Below are 20,372 nucleotides of genomic sequence, written 5' to 3' on the forward strand. Positions count from 1 at the left end.
AGCCGGCGGATTTTTAAGCCCTTGTAAAGAATCGTAAAAGTTCGTGAGCCGTTAACATTCGGTTAAGGTTCCTACGCCTATAGAAGTAGGAGCGTTGCAATCAATGCGATTCCTATTAAATTAGAACTTACTAAATTGCCTCCCAATATATTGCGGGCAATTATTTGCCATTGTTGCCGATTCCTCCTGCCAGTTATTCCTATCGTGCTTGGGCTAACATATTGATTCGGAAGGCGGGCCGATGATTGTTGTCGTTGACGACAGAGATTTAGTGACTGAAGGGTACTCTTCCTGGTTCGGTCGCGAGGGCATCACGACAACGGGTTTTACCCCTACCGATTTCGACGAATGGGTGGAGAGCGTTCCACAGCAGGATATCATGGCTGTCGAGGCCTTCCTGATCGGCGAATGTGCGGATCAGCATCGGCTTCCGGCCCGGATTCGTGAACGCTGCAAGGCGCCTGTGATCGCCGTCAATGACCGCCCGTCACTGGAACATACGCTTGAGCTTTTTCAATCCGGGGTTGACGACGTTGTTCGCAAGCCGGTGCATGTGCGTGAAATCCTTGCACGTATCAATGCAATCCGCCGCCGCGCAGGCGCGTCCGCCGCTTCCAACGACAGCGGCACCGAGCTCGGACCGATCCGTGTTTTCTCCGATGGCCGCGATCCGCAGATCAACGGCGTTGATTTTCCGCTGCCGCGTCGCGAGCGACGCATTCTGGAATATCTAATCGCCAATCGCGGTCGCCGCCTGAACAAAGCGCAGATTTTCAGCGCGATCTACGGCATTTTCGACAGTGAAGTCGAAGAAAACGTCGTTGAAAGTCATATCAGCAAATTGCGCAAGAAGCTGCGTGAGCAGCTGGGCTTCGACCCCATCGATTCCAAGCGCTTCCTCGGCTACTGCATCAATATCGAGTGATATTGCTGCGTCTTCAGCATTCCCCAGTATCGCGACTTCGAGCATTTTCACGACTTTCCGAAATCGCGCCGGTCCCCCAGTAAAAGCGTAAAAATCCCAAGGCTACAGTTTCACGCAAGCGTGGTTCGTTAGCTTATTCGTGGATTCTTAACTTCTCAGGAGCTGCCAATGAGCCTCTACGGTATGATGCGGACCGGTGTTTCGGGAATGAACGCGCAGGCGAACCGCCTGTCTGCGGTCGCCGACAATATCGCGAATGCAAGCACCGTCGGTTACAAGCGTGCGGAAACCCAGTTTTCATCGCTCGTTCTGCCGAGCACCGGTGGTCAGTATAATTCCGGCAGCGTTCTGACCAATGTACGTTACGGCATTTCCGATCAGGGCGGTATCCGCTCCACATCCTCCACGACAGACCTTGCCATCGACGGCAATGGCTATTTCGTGGTGCAGGGGGCGGATGGCTCGACATTCCTGACACGCGCCGGTTCCTTCGTTCCCGACAAGAACGGCAATCTGGTCAATTCAGCCGGCTATTATTTGCTGGGCGCAGGCCCGAACGATCCGGCTGGCGCGCTGACGATACCTGGCCTGAACATCATCAATGTCAATAGCGCAGCACTTCCGCCCGAGGCCAGCACATCTGGCAATTTCACGGTCAATTTGCCGTCTACCGATCAGGTTCCGGCAGCGGGCGAGTTCAATCACAAGACGTCGCTGATCTCCTATAATGATAAGGGCGAGAAGATCACGCTGGATGTCTATTTCACCAAGACCGGCGCGGATGAATGGAGCGTCACGGTCAAAAACGCTGCCGATGACGCGGTGGTCGGTGGCCCAACGACGCTGACATTCGATCCGACAACGGGCGACATGACGTCTGCTGGTGGCATTGCGATCGATCTTGGACCTTACGGCGGCCAGAACCTCAACCTCAATCTGGGTGCATCGACGCAGCGCGCCGGTGACTACACGATCTCGCAGGCGCAGATTAACGGTCAGGCGCCATCTGCGGTCAAGGGTGTGGATGTGGCCAATGACGGCTCGGTCGTCGCTATCTACGAAAACGGCACGCAGAAGGTTCTGGCACGCATTCCGCTTGCCAATGTCGCGAGCCCGGATCGCATGACGGTCGTGAGCGGCAACGTGTTTCTGCCGAGCGCGGAATCGGGTGATGTCCGCCTCGGTTTCCCGCAGAGCGATGGCATGGGCAAGGTCATGTCCGGCACATTGGAGGAATCCAACGCCGATATTGCGCAGGAGCTGACCGACATGATCGAGGCGCAGCGCAGTTACACGGCCAATTCGAAAGTCTTCCAGACCGGCTCTGAACTGATGGACGTGCTGGTCAACCTGAAGAGATAAGCTGGACTGTTCCGGGCGAGGGTGAAAAGCCTTTCCCGGAACGAGTGGATTGAATTTGATGTTTGAAACCCGACTGAATGAGATGCTGTTTCAAACGTCAAATTCGAAAAATCCACGAGATACATAAAGTTACTAGTGGTCTTTGCGATTCCGACATTTGCTCGGCGCCTGTATCAGAGGGACGCAAATGTCGGGATCAGACCACTAGCGCATTGAGAATACGAACCGTTCAGGCAACAGACACGGTTCGCACACGGGGCAGTTCCGATATCAGCGGAATTATCAGGGGCTTTCCAGGTGTTTGTTTTAGCCGCATTTCCGGACGCGAAACCGCTTCGCGGCCTTCGGGACTGCACTTGTAGGATGGGGTAAGATGTCGCTTAGTTCTGCTCTTCTGACGGCCAAAAGTTCGCTTGCGGCAACGTCCAAGCAGACCTCCGTTGTCTCAAGCAATATTGCGAGGGCCAACGATCCGGATTATTCCCGGCGCACCAGTTCTCTCGTATCTGGGCCTTACGGCTCCCTTTACGTGGGTATCAGTCGGTCGGCGGATGAAGCCTTGTTCAACAAGTTCATCCAGTCGAACAGCACGGCCTTTTCCTCTTCCATTCTCGCAGACGGGCTTAACCGTCTTTCGTCGCTCTATTCGGCAGACAATTATTCCGGCTCGCCATCGGCCCTGATCGGCGATCTGCGCGATGCGCTTCAGACCTATGCTGCGTCACCCTCCAACAGCGCGCTTGGCGACAGTGTTGTTTCCACGGCGCAATCGCTCGCCAATGCACTTAATGCCGGAACCAAGCAGGTTCAGTCCCTGCGCAACGACGCTGACCGCGACATTGCGGATTCCGTTGCCAACATCAATGATCTGCTTGCCAAGTTCGAAAAGGTGAATCAGGAGATCGTCGGCGGCACGCGCGCCAATCGCGATGTCTCCGACTATATGGATCAGCGCGACTCGATCCTGAAGCAGCTTTCCGGCGAGATCGGCATCACCACCATGATGCGCGGTGACAATGACATGGTCATTTTTGCCGAAAACGGTGTAACCCTCTTCGAGACGACAGCGCGCAAGGTGAGCTTTGAGCAATCGACGGTACTGACGCCGGGCATTGCTGGCAAGGCTGTGCTGGTGGATGGCGTTCCGCTCAACCACGAGACCTTCGACCAGCCTTATGGAACGGGCCGCCTCAGCGGCTTGCTGCAGCTTCGCGATCAGATCGCCCCGCAATATCAGATGCAGCTTGATGAAATTGCGCGCAATCTGGTGACGATGTTTGCCGAAAGCGACCAGACCGGCGTTGGCGCGGACCAGACGGGCCTGTTCAGCTGGGCCGGATCGCCGGATGTTCCAGGTGCAGGCCTTTCGGCAGGCATTGCAGGCACCATCAAGGTATCTTCGGCCTTCGTTACGTCTGAAGGCGGCAGTCCGCTTCTTCTGCGTGATGGCGGAGCCAACGGGCCTGACTACAAATACAATAGCGAAGGTGCGGCAGGTTTCAGCGATCGCCTGCGTGCGCTCAATGAAGCGTTTTCTGAGCCGATGACCTTCAATTCGGTGGCGGGTCTGGCGACAAATTCCAGCCTGACGGATTATAGCTCATCGTCGATCAGCTGGCTTGAAGGCAAGCGCCAGAAGGCCAGCAGCGAATTCTCCTATAATGCGACGATTGCCGGTCAGGCAGATGCGGCGCTCTCCAACGCCAATGGTGTCGATATGGACACCGAAATGGCGCTGCTTCTCGATCTTGAACATTCCTACCAGGCATCGAGCCGGGTGCTGACCACGATTAGCGCAATGCTCGACGATCTTCTCAACGCGGTGTGAGGCCAATGAAAGCGCAATCGATTTCCACCTATGGCGCAACGTCAGCCCTGCGAGCCCTTGTGGCGAAGAACAAGGCCGAAATGTTGAAGGCGCAGCAGGAAGCGACCACGGGAACCGTGTTCGATGTCGGCCTGTCGCTCGGCTCCAAGTCCGGCCAGACCGTATCGTTGCGCAAGGAATATGATCGTCTGAGCGTGTTGACGGACATGAACAAGCTGGTGCAGCAGCGCATGAATGCGACGCAGACCGCAGCCGGCACGATCATCGAGAACACGCAGAACTTTCTGGGCGACCTGACGGGCGCCAACAATACCGCTGAAAGCGCTGCGACAATTGCAAAATCGGCAAAATCCATTCTCAATTCCGTCACCGGCCTGCTCAACACCAGCTTTAATGGCGAATATATCTTTGCTGGTGTGAACACCGATGTGAAGCCGGTTGCCGACTATACCGAAGGCAGCACCGCGCAGACGGCGGTGCGTCAGGCATTTCAGGATCATTTCGGCTTTGCAATCGACGATCCGCAGGTGGCGAATATCACCGGCGACGAGATGAAGGCCTTCCTGGAAGGCGATTTTGCCGATCAGTTCAATGATGCCAACTGGGCCGCAAACTGGTCGGATGCATCGGACACGGTCATCAAGAGCCGGATTTCGCCGACCGAAACCGCTGATACGTCGATCTCCGCCAATGCGGACGGTTTCCGCAAGACGATCATGTCGGCGGTCATGGTGGCGGAATTTGCAACCATCGGTCTCAACAGCTCGGCTTTCGAAGCCCTGACGCATCAGGCCATGCAGACCACGACGACGGCGATCACCGAAACCACGTCGGAGCAGACGACGCTCGGTCTTGCCCAATCGCGCACTGAAGCTGCCACCACACGTATCGCGGCACAGCAGAAGATCCTGAACCAGTCCGTGCTCAATCTCGAAGAAGTCGATCCTTACGAAGCGGCAACGCGCGTCAACGCGTTGAAGACGCAGATTGAAACTTCCTATTCGCTGACGGTTCAGCTGCAGAATATGAGCCTGCTCAACTATCTCAGATAGTCGAGATGAAATGAGGACGGACGCAGCATGATGCGAGCCCGTCCGAACTGATAGACGGAGATACCATGTATCAGATGCGCTACGAAGATGTCATGAATGACGATATGGCGAGCGCCAAGGAACGGGAGCGGGCACTGTTCGACCGTTCCATCGCGATGCTCGAGGCGGCGAAGGCAAACGGCAGCGGCTCCCGCGAAGCGATCGACGCGACCTATTTCACCACCAAGCTCTGGACCACGATCATCGATGATCTGGGGTCGGAAGAAAATGTGCTGCCGAAGGAACTGAAGGCCGCGATCATTTCCGTCGGTATTTTCGTGCTGAAGGAAATCGAGCGTATCCGTCAGGGCGAAAGCAACGATTACGCCACGCTGATCGAGATCACGCAGTCGATCCGGGATGGGCTTTGAGATGACCCCGAACGGAAAACCGGCCATTCGCCTTTCGCTGCGCGCGGGCGAAAGAATCTTCATCAACGGTGCAGTACTGCGAGCCGACCGCAAGGTTTCGCTTGAACTCCTGAACGATGCGACCTTTCTCCTGGAAAACCATGTTCTTCAGCCGGAAGACACGACCACACCGCTGCGCCAGCTTTATTTCGCGGCGCAGATGATGCTGATCGAACCGGCCATGCGCGAACAGGCTCACATCACCTTCGCGCAGATGCTGAAGAGCATGTTCTCGACCTTCAAGGATACGGAAATCCTGAACGCGCTGAAGCTGGTCGACGAGCTGGTTCATAACGGGCGTGTCTTCGAGGCGCTCAAGACAATTCGCGCGCAATATCCACGCGAAGCCGGACTGATGGGCCATGAAAGTCCGGCTTTGCCTGTGCTCAAAACCCGGAAATCTGCGGAGGCAAACCCGTGACCACGACACCGCCGATTGGCGCGAATACGACGAATAACAACACGACGAACAACAGCAATTCTGCGGCCAACAAGGCAAGCGTGGATTATAATTCCTTCCTGAAGCTTCTGGTGACCCAGATGCAGAATCAGGACCCGACGCAGCCGATGGATGCGACGCAATATGTTTCGCAGCTTGCGACCTTCTCCAATGTCGAGCAGGCCGTCCAGATGAACAGCAAGCTTGAAACGCTGATCGCCAACACGTCGCTGACGCAGGCCGAAGGCTGGATCGGCCGCACGCTGACCAATGCCGACGGCAGCATATCGGGCGTCGTGAAATCCGTGACCATTCAGTCCAGCGGCATGCTGGCCGAACTGGAAGACGGCAAGACGCTGATGATCGGCGCAGGCGTCAAGATCAGCTAGGAACCGACGCGGTGAACGAAGCCGACGCGCTTGATATCGTCAATTCTGCGATCTGGACCGTGCTTATGGCAAGCGGCCCGGCAGTGCTTGCCGCCATGCTTGCAGGCATCGGCATCGCACTTTTCCAGGCGCTGACGCAGATTCAGGAAATGACGCTGACCTTCGTGCCGAAGATCATCGTCATTTTCGTCGTGCTGGCTCTGACCGCGCCTTTCGTCGGTGCGCAGATCAATTCCTTCACGCTATTGGCTTATTCCCGCATAGAAAAAGGCTTTTAGAGCCTGTTCCAAAAGTCGCCATCTGTGGCTGCAAATGGCAATTTGTCTGCGTTCCGGTGCTCATGTACCCAGAAGTACACTCCGCTCCGGTACTCGAAAATCACCATTTTCGCACACACATGCCGTTTTTTGATTCAGGCTCTTCGCACAGCCCTCGCGCAAGCTTCGCAAGCTAAGGTCCGTCCCGAAACAGGAGATGGATGTGCAGCAGGCAGCAGCTAAACCCTTGATGAAAAGCGGACTTCTGACCGGCAGCGATATGGGTCTGGCGGTCGGCATCATCATCATCCTGACGGTGCTTTTCCTGCCTGTTCCGGCTGTCGTGCTGGATATCGGCCTGGCATTCTCCATCGCTTTTTCGGTCCTGATCCTGATGGTTGCACTCTGGATTCAGCGCCCACTCGACTTTTCCGCCTTTCCGACGGTACTGCTCATCGCCACCATGATGCGATTGTCGCTGAATATTGCGACGACGCGCGTGATTCTCACCCATGGAAATGAAGGCTATCTCGCCGCCGGGCATGTGATCCATGGCTTCTCGCAATTCGTGATGGGCGGCGACTTCGTCATCGGTCTGGTGGTTTTCTGCATTCTCATCATTGTCAACTTCCTGGTCATCACCAAGGGTGCGACACGTATCGCGGAAGTGGGCGCGCGCTTCACCCTCGACGCCATCCCCGGCAAGCAGATGGCCATCGATGCCGATCTCTCATCGGGTCTGATCGATGAAAAGGAAGCGCAGCGCCGTCGTCGCGAACTGGAAGAGGAAAGCTCCTTCTTCGGCTCCATGGACGGTGCTTCGAAATTCGTTCGCGGCGATGCCATTGCAGGCCTCATCATCACCGCCGTCAATATTTTCGGCGGCATCATCATCGGCGCCACGCGCCATGACATGGATATTGCGCACGCCGCCGACGTCTTCACCAAGCTGTCGGTCGGCGATGGTCTGGTCACACAGATTCCGGCCCTGATCGTGTCGCTTGCCGCCGGTCTTCTGGTGTCGAAGGGCGGCACACGCGGCTCCGCCGATCAGGCGATCTTCGGCCAGCTGGGTGCCTATCCTAAGGCGCTTCTGGTTGCGGCGATGCTGCTCTTCGTCCTCGGCATCATGCCGGGCCTGCCAGCCTTCCCATTCTTCATGCTGGGTGGCGCAATGGCTTTCATCGGCATTGCCGTACCCCGTCGACAAGCGCGCCAGCGCGAGGCTGAAGCGAACGAGGCTGGCAAGAAGCAGCGCGAAGCGGAAGAGCAGGAGCGCAATTCCGTCAAGGCGTCACTCGAAACCAACCAGATCGAACTTTGCCTCGGCAAGCAGCTTTCCGCCCGCCTGATTGCATCGCAGCAGGAGCTGGCGCACCGCGTCAACAAGATGCGCCGCAAGTTTGCGCAGGAATACGGATTCGTCATCCCGGAAATCAAGGTCACGGACGACATCGCGCTTCCGCCCAAAAGCTATCGCATCAAAATACACGGCACGGCTGTCGCCAGTCACGAGTTGCGTGTCGGCGAAACGCTTGTCGTGCTTGGTGACCGCCCGATTCCGTCCATTCCGGGTGAGGAAGTGCGCGAACCGGCCTTCGGCATGCGCGCCTATTCCGTGCCGGAAACCTTTGCGTCCGATCTGCGCCGCGACGGCTATATGACCGTGGATAATCTCTCGGTCCTGCTGACGCATTTGAGCGAAATCGTCCGCAACAATCTGGCCCAGCTTCTTTCCTACAAGGACATGCGCATTCTGCTGGACCGTCTCGGCTCTGAATATCGCAAGCTGCTGGAAGATATCTGCCCGTCGCATATTTCCTATTCGGGCCTGCAGGCGGTTCTGAAGCTGCTGCTCGCCGAGCGCATCTCCATCCGCAACCTGCATCTGATTCTCGAAGCCATTGCGGAAATCGCGCCGCTCGTCCGCCGCCCGGAAATGATCGTGGAGCATGTCCGCATGCGCATGGCGCAGCAGATTTGCGGCGATCTTTCCGACAATGGCGTGCTGAACGTTCTGCGTCTCGGCAATCGCTGGGACCTGGTTTTCCACCAGAGCCTCAAGCGTGACGCCAAGGGTGAAATCGTGGAATTCGACATCGATCCGCGCCTGCTGGAACAGTTCGGCACGGAGGCCTCCACCGTCATTCGGAAGCATTTCGACAATGGCGAGCGTTTCGTGCTGGTTTCGTCACCGGAAGCGCGGCCATATATTCGCATGATGATCGAGCGGCTGTTCGCCACCCTGCCAGTGCTGTCCCATGTTGAAATCGCGCGTGGCGTGGAGGTGAAATCGCTCGGCGCCATCTCGTAGGAGGTCAGCGTTTGTCGATCCTCTGATCCTTCGATCCTTCGAGACGGTTCCCTTCGCTCCGCTCAGGGCACCTCCTCAGGATGAGGGGAGCGAGGGGTGGAGACGCCCTGTCCGCGCTCAGGGCACCTCCTCAGGATGAGGAAAGAGTTCAGCGTCCACACCCCTCATCCTGAGGAGCCATGCCGAGCTTGTCGAGCTTGGCGTCTCGAAGGGCAAGGGGAGTAGTTATTGCTTCATACGATGAAAGGGCCTTGAGTGCCTGTCGCGCAGTTGCCGCTTAACGAAATCATCCTGGCCGCTGTTCTGGCGTTCTGCCGCATCGGCGCGTGTCTGATGCTGATGCCGGGGCTTTCGAGTGCGCGCATTCCGTTGCAGGTCAGGCTCTACATCGCACTGGCCTGTTCATTCGCGGTCCTGCCGCTGGTGTTGCAGCGTATCGTTACCGTTGTCGATGCCGGGCAGCCATGGACCTTGTTCCGCCTGATGGCGAGCGAAATGTTTGTCGGCGCGGTGATCGGCATTCTGGCGCATATCTATTTCTGGGCGCTGCAATTCATGGCCAGTACGATGGCGGTTTCAGTCGGCTATTCCGGTTCTCCTGCCGATGCCATTACCGAAAGCGAACCGCAGGCGACGCTTGCAACCATTGTCACTTTCAGCGCTCTGTTCCTGTTCTTCATTACCGACATGCATCTGGAAATCTTCCGGGCACTGCTCAATTCCTATGTGGCCATTCCGGTTGACGGGCAGTTTCGCCCCGATGCGGCGATGATCGACTTCACCGATGCGCTTTCGGCGGCTTTTCTGGCAACGCTGCGCATTGCGGCGCCGTTCATCGTCTTTGCGATTCTCGTCAACTTCGCCATCGGTCTGGTGAACAAGCTGACCCCGACGATACCGGTTTACTTTGTGTCTATGCCATTCGTGCTGGGGGGAGGGCTGCTGGTGGTCTATTTCATCCTGCCGGAACTCCTGCGTTTCTTCACCAATGAAACTGCGACGCAGTTGCGCGAGCTGTTTTGAGGGCAGCTATGACGAATCCGCGCAATCTCAAGAAGCTCATTGAACTGCAAAAGCTCGGCAGCGCCCGGCTGGAACAGGCTCTTGCTGCAGCCAATGCGCGCAAGGGCGCGCTGGAGGAAGAGCGGGAGGCGCTTATCGCCATGCAGGATCGCCGCTATGATGGTGATGCGCTCAATATCGATCCGTCGCTGCTCATCAAGCGCCTCGGAGCCAATGCCATCGAATCGCAGCAGCTTGAGCAACGTCTCGAATCACAGCGCAAAGCACTTTTGCAGGAACAAAGGCGGGTCGAGTTGCTGGAAGATCGCCTGACGGATGCTGGAAATGATCGCGAACGGCGCGAACTTTCCAGCCTGATCGAGGAATTTATTAGCCGGAAAACGACAAATAAGTCGCAAAACCCTGATTGAGCGCAAAATCCAGGCTGAACGCACGCACAAGTTTCAGTCAAGTTTGACCCATTATGGTGCAAGTAACAAAGCGCATCCCAAAAAGTGCGAAGCGGTTTTTGGACAAGATGCGCGCAAGGACGATCAGAACGCATCCCAAAAAGTGTGAAACAGTTTTTGGACAAGATGCGCGACAAAACTAAACGTTAGAGCGCCGATCTGATGCAATCAGATCGAAACGCGCTCTAAAACAAGGAGTTGTGCATGGCGATCAACCCGCCATCAGATCTGGTGATGGACGTGGCGCGTGCCGCCGATCCGCAAGCCTATCGCATGGCGGCGGAACGGTTGAGAGCGCCGTCCGCATCGGCGACCATGGTGGCATCCGCCGCCGGTGGACTGACGCGGGATAATTTCGCAAGCTTCTCCGACAGCCTTGCGGCTGGGATCAGTGTGCGGCCGGATGCGCAGAATGCAGCCAATCCGGCTTATCGCAAGTTTGAGGCCTTCATGCTGCAATCCTTCGTGCAGTCGATGTTCACCAGTGACACGACGGCGACCTTCGGGAAGGGGATTGCCGGTGAGTACTGGAAGTCCATGATGGCGGAAGCCATGGCAAACAAGATGGCGGATGGCGGCGGTGTCGGCATTGCCAAGTTGCTTGAAGAACAGGCGGCGCGCAACGGGCGGGCAGACGCGCCGACGACGCTAGCGTTAGGAGACGTGATCGACAATCTGGGAGACCATGTGAGTGAAAACGCCGTATCGAAGGACATTGTGCATGGCTTCGAACGCAAGCTCATTCAAAAGCAGCTCGACAACAACAGCGATACGGACCCGGCGCGCGGCTGATTGGCCCGCAACGATAGCGTCCGCCATGCTTCATAATTGAGGACCCCTAAATGACCGAGACAAGCTCTCAAAACAGCCTGCCGCCAGAGGATTCGCAAATCGTCACTGTCACGAGCGAACCGGGTCAGGCGCTGGCAGAGGAACCGGCCGAGAACCCCACATTGAAGCCGGTCGTACGGGCAATCCAACGTCTGGAAGATGTCATCGATACTGAAACGCGTCTTCTGCTGGAAGGCGGCAATCCGGATCTGGCGGAAATCAACTCCCGCAAGAGCCGTGGGCTTTACGATTTCAACAAGGCGATCAAGAAAGCGGCCAGCGCTGCCGAACCGGCAACGATGAAGCGGCTTCAGCCACTGCTCGACAGCCTGAAGCAGAAGCTTGAGAAGAATTGCGAGGCGCTGCAGCTGCATCTGCGCGCCGTTGGCGAACTGGCCGACCTCATTCGCGGTGCGCTGGAAACGCAGGAAGCTGACGGCACCTACAGCATGCAGAGCGTGAGGCTCGGTCACGCAAGATGATCCGCATCATTGCCATCGGTCTGTGGATCTGCGCCGTCGCTTTCGGTTCGCTTTTCTTGGCGGTTCGCCAGAACGCCTCATCTTCGGATGGGGCGCAAGCCGCAACCGGCGGGTTTGGCGGCGTGGATTACGTCAAGACGGATGTGATGAGCGTGCCGATCATCTCGAATGGCGGCGTCGCCGGTTATGTGGTGACGCAGCTTGTCTATACGATCGATTCGAACATCCGAAAGAAGCTGACCGTGCCGCTGGAGTTTTTCATCAGTGATGAAATCTTCCGCAAGTTCTACGGCAGCTATTCGGACACAAAAGATGTCGAGAAGGTGAGTTTTGAGGACGTTCGCGCCTCGATCATCACCGATCTCAATGAACGGTTTCCCGAGCCGGTCATCAAGGACCTTCTGGTCGAGCAGTTCAACTATATTTCAGCGGAAGAAATCCGCGCCATGAACATGCGCGGCACGCCGACACCGACAGCCCCGGCCAAACATGAGCCGGAGAAATAGGCTAACGTACAGCCTGTTGGTCACAGCGAATAGTATTTTCCTGCAAGCTGGGCGAGGCGCTCTTCGTCCAGCGGTGTGACGGTAGGGTCCGATACAAGTTCCACCCCCATTTCACGACCATTGCGCCAGGCAATCCGGGCCAGAAGCGCGCGGCCATAATAATCGTCAAACAGCCAGAAACGTTCGGGCAGGGTCGGGACTTCGACAGTTCTGAGCTTGGCACCATGGGGTGCAATATCGCTGAACTGGCATTCGATGATAAACCGTCCGTCGAGGCCCACAATCTTTCCGGAGCGCAGCCTTGTACGCTGTCTCTCTTCCCTGCGACGTTCGTGGGATGGCTTAACCCGTGCCATATCAAAATCTTACCTGCTATTCGCCTGGGCCTAATCTAGCAGGTTTCGATTGCGGATGCGTTACTTTTTAGATCGGGAACCTTCGGACATGGTTACCTTGAACAGGTTCCTGTTTGTTGGGTATGATCTTTTTGCCCGTTTCCGAACGCAAAACCGTTTCACACTTTTGGCTCGGAAATGCTTCAGTGCTCGCCGCAGGCTTCGCAGAGGCCGCGCAACTCCAATGTCGTCTTGCGTGACTTGAAACCGTTCTGAAGGCTCCATGCGCTGACGAGATTCTCGATGGCCGCGTCGGAGAACTCCGTCACCTGACCGCATTTCTCGCAGATGGCGAAAGCCACGAGACCCTGCTGATGGCATTGCGGATGCGCGCAGGCAACGAAGGCATTGAGGCTTTCGAGGCGATGAATCAGCCCGTAGTCGAGCAGCTTTTCCAATGCGCGATAAACCTGCAGCGGTGCGCGGAAGCCGTCGTCACGCAGCTGGTCGAGGATCGTATAGGCGCTGAGCGGCCCTTCCGCCTTGGACAAGACGTCAAAAACCAATGTCTGATTGCGGGTCAGATCCTGCGGGGCGTGATGGTGGTGATGCGTGCTCATTGTCCAGCGATCCGTTTTGGTGATGCCTGTTCCCTCTTATGTAGGGGTAGCAGGCTCAAAATGAAAATGGCAAGCGCCGCGACCACGATGGACGGGCCGGACGGCGTGTCGAAATGAATGGAACCATAAAGTCCGCCGATAACCCCCGCGGCCCCGATCAAGGAGGCCAGAATGGCCATCTGCTCGGGCGTGGAGGAAAAACGGCGCGCCGTCGCTGCCGGAATGATGAGCAGCGAGGTTATCAATAGAATCCCGACGATCTTCATCGCAATGGCGATGACGATAGCCAGAAGCAGCATGAAAACAATGCGCGACAGGGCCGGGTTCATGCCTTCGGCGCGGGCAATATCCTCGCTGACGGTGGCGGCAAGAAAAGGTCGCCAAAGCCAGGCCAGAATCGCCAGCACGAATATGCCGCCGCCATAGATGAAGGCGATATCCATCCGCGAGACGGCAAGAATATCGCCGAACAGGAACGACAGCAGGTCAACACGCACCCATGTCATGAAGGCGACGAGGACGAGGCCAAGCGACAGCGTGGCATGGGACAGGATGCCGAGCAGCGAATCCGCGGATAATGTATGGCGGCGCTGCAAGAGCAGCAGGATGGCTGAAATCGCCACCGCAACCGCGAAGACGCCAATCATCAGATTGATGTCGAAAATAAGCGCCAGCGCCACGCCGAGAAGCGCGGAATGGGCCATGGTGTCGCCGAAATAGGCCATGCGACGCCAGACAATGAAGCAGCCGAGCGGTCCGGTGGTGAGCGCCAGTCCGACACCGGCGATGATGGCGCGTGTGAAGAAATCGTCAAGCACGCGGCGCACTCCCTTCGTGATGATGATGCCCGTGTCCATGCTCGTGGTCATATTCATGATGATGGCCATCATCGGCATGACAGTGATCCGTCACGGAACCATCGGAATGCAGCACCCGCCCGTCAGGCAGATGCGTGTGATCGTGGTGATGCTCATAAACGGCAAGCGGCCCAACGGCCCGGCTGCCGAACAGCCGCACATATTCAGGGCTCGCCGTTACGTCGCGCGGCGTTCCGCTGCAGCAAACATGCCCGTTGAGACAGATGACGCGGTCGGTCGCCGCCATGACCAGATGCAGGTCGTGCGAAATCAGCAGCACGCCGCAGCCTGTATCGTCGCGCAGTTTCGCAATCAGTTCGTAGAGCGCGGCTTCGCCGGAGAAATCGACGCCTTGCACCGGTTCATCCAGCACCATGAGGTCCGGCTTGCGGGCAAGCGCCCGCGCCATCAGTGCCCGCTGGAACTCGCCGCCCGACAGGTTGGCGATCTCGGCCTTTGCAAGATGCGGGATGCCCACCACTTCCAATGCCGCTTCAATGTCCTTACGCGAGAGAGGTCCCGTCAGGGTCATCAGGCGCTCAACCGAAAGCGGCAGCGTACGGTCGATATTGATCTTTTGCGGCACATAGCCGATGCGCAGGCCCGGCGCGTGTATCACGCTGCCTTCGTCGGACTTCAGGATGCGCAGCGCCATCTTGGCGGCAGTGCTTTTTCCCGCGCCATTTGGACCGATCAGGGTCACGATCTCCCCGCGCTCGACGCTCAGGTCGACATTGCGCACGAGCCAGCGCCCGTCGCGGTAGACGCCGGCATCTTTCAGTTCGATCAATGTTTCCCGCGCCTTCTCGGCGGGGAGGACGGTCTTCCTGCTCATCTCTTCGGGGCTTTCACTGCCTGCATGTTCTTGTCCCACACATGGGTCATCCGCCGCTGTGATTTTTCCAAAATGGGGGTTGCTTCACCTTATGGCAGACGTTATAGCATAACGCAACTGACGTAATAAAATAACATATCACTTGAATATGATACCTTTCCCCAATCGTACAAGAGAGAGACCATGAAACATCTCCGCTCCCTCCTCCTCGCTTCAGCATTTCTGGCCGGTACGGCAAATGCCTCGCTTGCCGCAGAACGCGATGGCGTCGTGGTATCAATCAAGCCGCTCCATTCAATCGTTTCCGCAATCATGCAGGGCGTGGGCGAGCCGAAACTGATCGTTCAGGGCGCGGGTTCGGAACATGTCTACAGCCTGAAGCCTTCGGATGCAGAAGCAATCGAGCATGCCAAGGTGATTTTCTGGGCTGGTCCATCGATGGAAACCTTCCTCGACAAGCCTATCGATACGCTTGGCGATGGCGCGAAGGTCGTCGCGCTTGGGGATGCAGACGGACTGACCAAGCTGAAGTTCCGTGAAGGCGGTCCATTTGAAGCGCACGACCATGGCCATGAGGGGCATAAACACGGCGCTGAAGGTCACGATCATGCCGAGGCTTCGGAGGGCGGGCATGACCATCACCATGGCCACGGTGAGTATGATTTGCACTTCTGGCTCGATCCGCAGAACGGAAAGGTTCTGGCGACGGATATCGCCAAGACGCTCAGCGAAAGCGACCCGGAACATGCGGCGCAATATGAAAAGAATGCCAAGGACTATGGCGAGAAGCTCGACGCGCTGACCAAGGATGTCGCGAGCGAACTGGAGCCGGTAAAAGACAAGCCATTCATCGTCTTCCATGACGCCTATCAGTATTTCGAAAATCGCTTCGGTGTGAAGGCGGTCGGATCGATCACGGTCAGCCCCGAAAAGGCGCCGGGTGCTGCGCGCATCAAGGAAATTCACGAGAAGATAAAATCGCTTGGCGCAACCTGCGTGTTTTCCGAACCGCAGTTCGAACCGAAGCTGGTGAAAACCGTTATCGAAGGAACCGATGCCAAAACCGGTGTTCTCGATCCTTTAGGCGCGGAATTGAAGGATGGCCCTGATCTCTATCCGCAGCTCATCCGTAATCTGGCCGATTCCCTGAAAGGTTGTCTGTCAAAGTAACAGCTGCGACCGCCCTCGGAACTGAGTGCTTGGGCACTCGGAAAGTGGTTGCAAATGTGCCGGGCTGTAACCTACCGACAGCCCGGCACTCCAGAATATGCGGATTGGCGCCTTATCAAGCGCCAAGCGGGTTTACGAACTTGCTGAACACAGAAGGGCGGTTCTGACCGCCTATTTTCACCAGTTGAAACGTAATGATATAACATTAAGGAGAAAAGAATGCGTAGCTTTGTGAGAGCACTTCAGGCCGGTGCCGTTTTGGCTTTTCTTGCTCCCGCAGTCGCGGGTGCGCACGGCATCTGGATTGCAGAGCGTCACGGAACGCAGGCGGTTGTTTACGGTCACGGCGCAAGCGACGAAGCCTATGATCCGCAGAAGCTCAAGACTGTTACGGCAAAGGATGTAACGGGCAAGGATGTCGCCGTCGAGATCAAACCACAGGAAGATCATGTTCTGCTGGGCGTACCCAAGGATGCAGTCGTCGTCAGCAGTACGTTCGACAATGGCTTCTGGGCCGAAGGTCCGGACGGCAAGTGGGTCAACAAGCCGAAATCGGAAGTGCCGGGCGCCAAACAGTCCAGCCAGAGCCAGAAGTTTGCCGTCGCCATTCTGGATCATTTGCGCAAGAAGCCAGAAGCCCAGGGCCTACCCTTCGAAATCGTTCCATTGATGGACCCGACAATATTGGAGGCGGGCAACGAGTTCCCCGTGCAGATTCTGTTTGACGGAAAGCCGGTCGAAGGCGTCGAGGTCACGGCGGACTATGTCAATGACAGCCATGCGGCACCGGTGAAGACCGATGCGGAAGGCATCGCCAGGATCAATATCCGCAACGCGGGTCTCAATGTCGTCGGGGCAGGCTATTCCAGGCCACTGTCCGATTCAAAGGAAGCGGACAAACTCAGCTTTTTCACGACGCTGACCTTCAATCTCGATCATCACCATCACGACTGACCCTACCCGGTTTTGAGCGCGTTTCGATCTGATTGAATCAGATCGGCGCTCTAACGGTTTGTTTCAACGCGCATCTCGTTCCGAAAACCGTTTCACACTTTTCGGGATGCGCTCTAAACGAGGAACGGAGTCATGAGAAAAAGACTACCCGTTACGGTCTTGTCCGGTTTTCTCGGAGCCGGAAAAACGACACTGCTCAATCACGTGCTCAATAATCGCGAGAACCGCCGCGTTGCGGTGATTGTCAACGATATGAGTGAGGTGAATATAGATGCCGCCCTTGTTCGTGAGGGCGGCGCCAATCTCTCCCGCACGGATGAACAACTGGTCGAAATGACCAATGGCTGCATCTGCTGCACATTGCGCGATGACCTCCTGAAGGAGGTTTCACAATTGGCAGCGCAGGGGCGCTTCGATTATTTGCTGATCGAATCGACCGGCATAGCCGAGCCATTGCCGGTTGCCGCCACGTTCGAGTTTCGCGACGAGAAGGGCAACAGTCTTTCGGACGTCGCCCGGCTCGATACGATGGTGACCGTTGTGGATGCCGCCAATCTGCTGAAGGACTATGCGTCGAGCGATTTTCTGCGTGATCGCGGCGAATCCCTTGGAGAGGATGACGAGCGCACGCTTGTCGATCTTCTGGTCGAACAAATCGAGTTCGCCGACGTCGTCGTGCTGAACAAAATATCGACCGCTTCAAAAGAGGAGCGTGATCTGGCGCACAAGGTCATCCGCTCGCTCAATCCCGATGCCCGCATCGAGGAGGTCGATTTCGGTGAAGTGACGCTTGACGCCATACTGGACACGAAGCTCTTCGACTTCAACAAGGCGCATGAGCATCCGCTCTGGTACAAGGAGTTGCATGGCTTTGCCTCGCATACGCCCGAGACCGAGGAATATGGCGTTCGCTCCTTTGTCTATCGTGCGCGGCGTCCCTTCGATCCAGAACGGTTCCAGTCCTTCATCGACAAGGGCTGGCCGGGCGTCGTGCGGGCGAAGGGCTTCTTCTGGCTTGCCACTCGTCCAGATTTTGTCGGTGAAATCAGCCAGGCAGGCGCGTTGGTGCGTACCGGAAAAAGAGGGCGCTGGTGGTCATCCGTGCCGGAGCAATACTGGCCGGCAGAACCCGAATGGCAACGCGCCATGGAGCCGTATTTCCATAAAATATGGGGTGATCGGCGTCAGGAGATTGTGTTCATCGGTGTCGATCCGATGCAGGAAGATGCGCTCATCAGTGAGCTGGATCAATGTCTCCTTGAGGAACAAGACTTTACGCCAGAGCGCTGGTCGGGGCTGAACGATCCGTTCCCGAACTGGTCGGCAGCCGCCTGATGCCTATTTAGACAGTAAGGCTATATCCATGGCCTTGCTGTCGGCTAGCGTCCGGTGATCCAGAACGCTGGCGATCGCTTCGCGCACGTCGAGCATCATATGGCGCACCTCGCATTCGTCCTCATCGCAGTCGTCACACGGGCGATAGTCTGTCTTGCTGGCGCAGGCGATGGGGGCAAGTGCGCCGTCGAGCGCGCGGATGATATTGCCGATGGCGATTTCGTTGGCCGGACGGGCAAGGCAGAAGCCGCCGCCCTTGCCCTTGCGGCTCAGCACGAAGCCAGCATTACGAAGCTCGGTGAAAATATTGTCGAGAAACTTGCGCGGTATATGGTGTTTTTCGGCGATTTCGCTGGCCGAAACCAGTTGTCCATCTGTAACGCCTGCCAGATGCACCATGGCTTTCAGGCCATATTTGCCCTTTTTAGTCAGCATGCCACCCCTGTGGAGCATTTCCTCTGGGAACGGAAACCGGTTTCCGTCCGGAAATGCATGAAAAGAATATGCCACACACGCCGCCGACTTTAACCGGCACCGTTTCGCAAGATCAGGCCGAATATTCTGTGAGTGCCTGTATATAAGAAGTTAGGGGGTAAACCCCGTCGCGACAAGTCTTTTTGCCGCTACAATATCGGCCCGAAAATCCGGATCGATTTTCGGCAAGCAGGATGCGTGCATTCTATAGCACTACAGTTGCAAATTCGTCAGACCGTGGCGAAAAGAGTGATTTTCGAGTACCGGAGCGCAGCGTACTTAAAGGTACGTGAGCACCGGAACGCAGATAAAGCGCTCTTTGCAGCCCGGCATCACGAAGAATGCAACTGTAGTGATAGTGTGGAACGTCAGTGAGGGTGCATGGCCTTCCGGCGGTTATTTTGTCCGTTTACCAGCAAGGCGAGCGACAATGCTCCTTGCAACGCATCGCCAAGCGCAGGCCGAAAGAGTTTCCGATACGGCAGAAATGGCAGCGCTGCATAGGATGGGGCGAGGCCTCCCGTCAGGCTGAACCGGCCAAGTGTTTCAATGCCGAGCCGGTCCAGACCGCGGCCAATATAAGAGCAGGCGCGTTGCAGGATCGAAAGGCCGAGCGCATCGCCTTTATGTGCGTAGTCGAAAACGATGGGAGCGAAGGTGGCGTAGCCCGCGGCCGTCGCCGTGCGCGAGAAGGTGATGATCTGGCGAGGGTCGCCGCCGAACCGCGCCAGCACCGCATCGGCAAGTTCCGTACGGTCGGCCATGCCGTCCAGAGCAAGCAGCGTCTCTTCAAGAAGTTCGCGGCCAAGCCGCGCGCCGCCCGCATGATCGCTCAGCATGAAGCCGCGCCCGCCGACAATCTCGAATGCGTCCTGTTCTCTTTTAACGAAGACCGAGCCGGTGCCGAGAATGACGATAGCACCGTCATCCGGACCGAGCGCACCTTGCAGGGCGGTAACAGCGTCGGAAACGATCTTCACCTTGCCGAAGGGCAGGCTCTGTTCCACGCGGTCCTTGTCGACAAGCGAGTTTGCGCCCGCCAGCCCCAACACGGCGCAGGTCTCACTCAATATAGAAACATCCAGTCCCGCATCGTGCGCAGCCAGCGTCGCCGCGCGTATTATATTATCCAGAGCCGTTGCCGGGTCGGCGCCTATATTGGCGGGGCCGCCCGTGCCCCGGCCTATCGCGTCACCATTACCGTTGGCAAGCAGCGTCCGGCATCCGGTACCGCCGCCATCGACGGCCAGAATATAAGGCATAGGCTTCATGCTCGTTCATCCAATTGTCATGCCGGGTGTCATGGAATCGTCGCAACCGTTCGAATCGCCGGTTTTTCGCAGTTGATATTTGGTTAAAAAGGACCATATTGTCTGTGGAAAGAAAATTCCTGAATTTTTACGAAACTGCGTTGACAGTTTTGGTTTGTGGGGTCTATATGGCGCCACAACGAGGGCGGCGACGCTGCTAGCGGCAGACTGGTTCG

At 56.9% G+C, this 20,372-nt stretch carries 24 protein-coding genes and 1 pseudogene; 18 read left to right on the forward strand and 7 right to left on the reverse strand.

The genetic code is table 11. The annotated features are described in order from the left end of the window. Positions 1-241: 241 nt before the first annotated feature. The 15 genes and pseudogenes from ftcR to HWX93_RS16010 all read left to right on the forward strand — a co-directional run bounded on the left by ftcR (position 242) and on the right by HWX93_RS16010 (position 12,306). Positions 242-925, forward strand: coding sequence for a flagellar transcriptional regulator FtcR (gene ftcR / locus HWX93_RS15945; RefSeq protein ID WP_109988820.1), 684 nt, complete (start codon positions 242-244; stop codon positions 923-925). A gap of 168 nt (positions 926-1,093) precedes the next feature. Continuing rightward, a complete protein-coding gene (locus HWX93_RS15950) occupies positions 1,094-2,287 on the forward strand; it encodes a flagellar hook protein FlgE (protein ID WP_109988819.1) in 1,194 nt (397 codons plus the stop codon). Positions 2,288-2,660: 373 nt separating this feature from the next. Beyond that, positions 2,661-4,115, forward strand: coding sequence for a flagellar hook-associated protein FlgK (flgK, locus tag HWX93_RS15955; RefSeq protein WP_176037933.1), 1,455 nt, complete (start codon positions 2,661-2,663; stop codon positions 4,113-4,115). Between the two features lie 5 nt (positions 4,116-4,120). Continuing rightward, on the forward strand, positions 4,121-5,167 hold the full coding sequence (locus HWX93_RS15960) for a flagellar hook-associated family protein (RefSeq protein ID WP_109988817.1): 1,047 nt from the start codon (positions 4,121-4,123) through the stop codon (positions 5,165-5,167). Between the two features lie 65 nt (positions 5,168-5,232). After that, the gene (flaF, locus tag HWX93_RS15965) at positions 5,233-5,577 is read left to right on the forward strand and encodes a flagellar biosynthesis regulator FlaF (RefSeq protein WP_010660748.1); all 345 of its coding nucleotides are present in this window, start codon (positions 5,233-5,235) and stop codon (positions 5,575-5,577) included. A gap of 1 nt (position 5,578) precedes the next feature. Beyond that, the gene (gene flbT / locus HWX93_RS15970) at positions 5,579-6,037 is read left to right on the forward strand and encodes a flagellar biosynthesis repressor FlbT (protein ID WP_176037934.1); all 459 of its coding nucleotides are present in this window, start codon (positions 5,579-5,581) and stop codon (positions 6,035-6,037) included. Continuing rightward, positions 6,034-6,444, forward strand: coding sequence for a flagellar hook assembly protein FlgD (gene flgD / locus HWX93_RS15975; RefSeq protein ID WP_109988816.1), 411 nt, complete (start codon positions 6,034-6,036; stop codon positions 6,442-6,444). The genes flbT and flgD overlap by 4 nt, the downstream gene beginning before the upstream one ends. Before the next feature lie 11 nt (positions 6,445-6,455). Further along, positions 6,456-6,722, forward strand: coding sequence for a flagellar biosynthesis protein FliQ (gene fliQ / locus HWX93_RS15980; RefSeq protein ID WP_006469393.1), 267 nt, complete (start codon positions 6,456-6,458; stop codon positions 6,720-6,722). A 34-nt stretch (positions 6,723-6,756) separates the two neighbouring features. Next, a pseudogene (locus HWX93_RS23265) lies at positions 6,757-6,917 on the forward strand (flagellar basal body P-ring protein FlgI); the annotation flags it as partial. A gap of 1 nt (position 6,918) precedes the next feature. Further along, on the forward strand, positions 6,919-9,015 hold the full coding sequence (gene flhA, locus HWX93_RS15985) for a flagellar biosynthesis protein FlhA (RefSeq protein ID WP_176037935.1): 2,097 nt from the start codon (positions 6,919-6,921) through the stop codon (positions 9,013-9,015). Between the two features lie 255 nt (positions 9,016-9,270). Beyond that, on the forward strand, positions 9,271-10,038 hold the full coding sequence (gene fliR / locus HWX93_RS15990; protein ID WP_012093494.1) for a flagellar biosynthetic protein FliR: 768 nt from the start codon (positions 9,271-9,273) through the stop codon (positions 10,036-10,038). 8 nt (positions 10,039-10,046) lie between these two features. Then, on the forward strand, positions 10,047-10,448 hold the full coding sequence (locus HWX93_RS15995; protein ID WP_176037936.1) for a hypothetical protein: 402 nt from the start codon (positions 10,047-10,049) through the stop codon (positions 10,446-10,448). 243 nt (positions 10,449-10,691) lie between these two features. Next, on the forward strand, positions 10,692-11,279 hold the full coding sequence (locus HWX93_RS16000; protein WP_176037937.1) for a rod-binding protein: 588 nt from the start codon (positions 10,692-10,694) through the stop codon (positions 11,277-11,279). A 50-nt stretch (positions 11,280-11,329) separates the two neighbouring features. Further along, the gene (locus HWX93_RS16005) at positions 11,330-11,800 is read left to right on the forward strand and encodes a flagellar protein FlgN (protein ID WP_176037938.1); all 471 of its coding nucleotides are present in this window, start codon (positions 11,330-11,332) and stop codon (positions 11,798-11,800) included. Next, positions 11,797-12,306, forward strand: a complete 510-nt coding sequence (locus HWX93_RS16010) for a hypothetical protein (protein WP_176037939.1) — start codon at positions 11,797-11,799, stop codon at positions 12,304-12,306. Before HWX93_RS16005 ends, HWX93_RS16010 begins: the two co-directional genes overlap by 4 nt. 20 nt (positions 12,307-12,326) lie before the next feature. Here the strand turns inward: HWX93_RS16010 and HWX93_RS16015 are convergent, their stop codons facing one another. From HWX93_RS16015 to HWX93_RS16030, 4 genes are all read right to left on the reverse strand, one after another. Then, positions 12,327-12,662, reverse strand: a complete 336-nt coding sequence (locus HWX93_RS16015) for a PilZ domain-containing protein (protein WP_109988809.1) — start codon at positions 12,660-12,662, stop codon at positions 12,327-12,329. 182 nt (positions 12,663-12,844) lie between these two features. After that, positions 12,845-13,261 carry a Fur family transcriptional regulator gene (locus tag HWX93_RS16020; RefSeq protein ID WP_109988808.1) on the reverse strand — a complete coding sequence of 139 codons (417 nt, stop codon included), beginning with the start codon at positions 13,259-13,261 and terminating at the stop codon, positions 12,845-12,847. Further along, positions 13,258-14,118: a zinc ABC transporter permease subunit ZnuB gene (gene znuB / locus HWX93_RS16025; RefSeq protein WP_109988807.1), complete on the reverse strand. Its 861-nt coding sequence runs from the start codon at positions 14,116-14,118 to the stop codon at positions 13,258-13,260. The genes HWX93_RS16020 and znuB overlap by 4 nt, the downstream gene beginning before the upstream one ends. Further along, complete coding sequence (locus tag HWX93_RS16030) at positions 14,072-14,953, reverse strand: metal ABC transporter ATP-binding protein (protein ID WP_109988806.1); 882 nt, start codon at positions 14,951-14,953, stop codon at positions 14,072-14,074. The genes znuB and HWX93_RS16030 overlap by 47 nt, the downstream gene beginning before the upstream one ends. Before the next feature lie 183 nt (positions 14,954-15,136). On the opposite strand from HWX93_RS16030, the gene znuA reads away from it, so the two are divergent. The 3 genes from znuA (at position 15,137) to zigA (ending at position 18,412) form a co-directional block, all read left to right on the forward strand. After that, on the forward strand, positions 15,137-16,123 hold the full coding sequence (gene znuA / locus HWX93_RS16035; RefSeq protein ID WP_176037940.1) for a zinc ABC transporter substrate-binding protein ZnuA: 987 nt from the start codon (positions 15,137-15,139) through the stop codon (positions 16,121-16,123). 219 nt (positions 16,124-16,342) lie between these two features. Beyond that, positions 16,343-17,077 (forward strand): DUF4198 domain-containing protein, encoded by a 735-nt coding sequence (locus HWX93_RS16040; protein WP_176037941.1) that lies wholly within the window; start codon positions 16,343-16,345, stop codon positions 17,075-17,077. A gap of 132 nt (positions 17,078-17,209) precedes the next feature. Further along, entirely contained in the window at positions 17,210-18,412 is a 1,203-nt protein-coding gene (gene zigA, locus HWX93_RS16045; protein ID WP_176037942.1) for a zinc metallochaperone GTPase ZigA, read from the forward strand. Between the two features lie 3 nt (positions 18,413-18,415). Here zigA and HWX93_RS16050 read toward each other — a convergent pair whose 3' ends face one another. The 3 genes from HWX93_RS16050 to HWX93_RS22885 form a co-directional block, all read right to left on the reverse strand. Further along, a complete protein-coding gene (locus tag HWX93_RS16050) occupies positions 18,416-18,847 on the reverse strand; it encodes an RrF2 family transcriptional regulator (protein WP_109988802.1) in 432 nt (143 codons plus the stop codon). 407 nt (positions 18,848-19,254) lie between these two features. Beyond that, positions 19,255-20,148 (reverse strand): N-acetylglucosamine kinase, encoded by an 894-nt coding sequence (locus HWX93_RS16055; protein ID WP_176037949.1) that lies wholly within the window; start codon positions 20,146-20,148, stop codon positions 19,255-19,257. 15 nt (positions 20,149-20,163) lie between these two features. Then, positions 20,164-20,372, reverse strand: a 209-nt coding sequence (locus HWX93_RS22885) for a hypothetical protein (protein WP_210267227.1), incomplete at its 5' end; no start/stop codon positions are given.

The sequence above is a fragment of the Brucella tritici genome (genome assembly GCF_902825325.1).
In the GTDB taxonomy this organism is placed as follows: domain Bacteria; phylum Pseudomonadota; class Alphaproteobacteria; order Rhizobiales; family Rhizobiaceae; genus Brucella.